Annotated in this window: 1 pseudogene; it reads right to left on the bottom strand. The window is 48.8% G+C overall.

Annotation, left to right across the window (positions count from 1 at the left end):
• Positions 1-7: 7 nt before the first annotated feature.
• Positions 8-564, bottom strand: a pseudogene (locus DC53_RS22285) (hypothetical protein); the annotation flags it as partial.

Consider the following 564-nt stretch of genomic DNA (forward strand, 5'->3'; position numbering starts at 1 on the left):
TAGTTGGTTAGTAATAAATACGAATATCAGGAAGTTCACCTTTAGCAATCGCGGTGATCACCTTCTTGCCATCCTCTTCACTGATACCCATAGCCAGCAATACAGCCAAGTTGCGACGGTTCACCGTTGTGCGGTGCTTTTTGTTGGCTTCGCGCTCTTTCGCTAGTCGTTCAGTTTCTTTCTGCTCGTCTTCGATGGCTTTACGCTCTGCTGCTGCTGCCTCATCGGCTTGGCGTTGTGCGGCTGCTTCTGCGTCTTTTTTGGCTTGTGCCTCGCGGTCAATGCGTTGCTGTTCGGCTTTGGCTTCGTCTTCCGTCACTTTCTGAATGGTTACATCCAACTGAGCAACAACACGCGCTTTAACTTGCTCTGCTTCTTGCTGTAGTGGGTGCCAAGATCCATCAATCACGACTGCTTCAATTTTGGCTTTTTGAGTTACGTAGTAGCTAACAGGGAATACATTGCCGTTGTTATCCACCCAATCATAATTAAGCTCTGCATTGATTCGGTTCTGTGCTGCATTTAGCGCGTTAGCTGCTGCCTTGGCTTGCTCCTGTTTGCGCG

Source organism: Pseudoalteromonas fuliginea, from assembly GCF_000690055.1.
Classification (GTDB): Bacteria; Pseudomonadota; Gammaproteobacteria; order Enterobacterales; family Alteromonadaceae; genus Pseudoalteromonas; species Pseudoalteromonas fuliginea.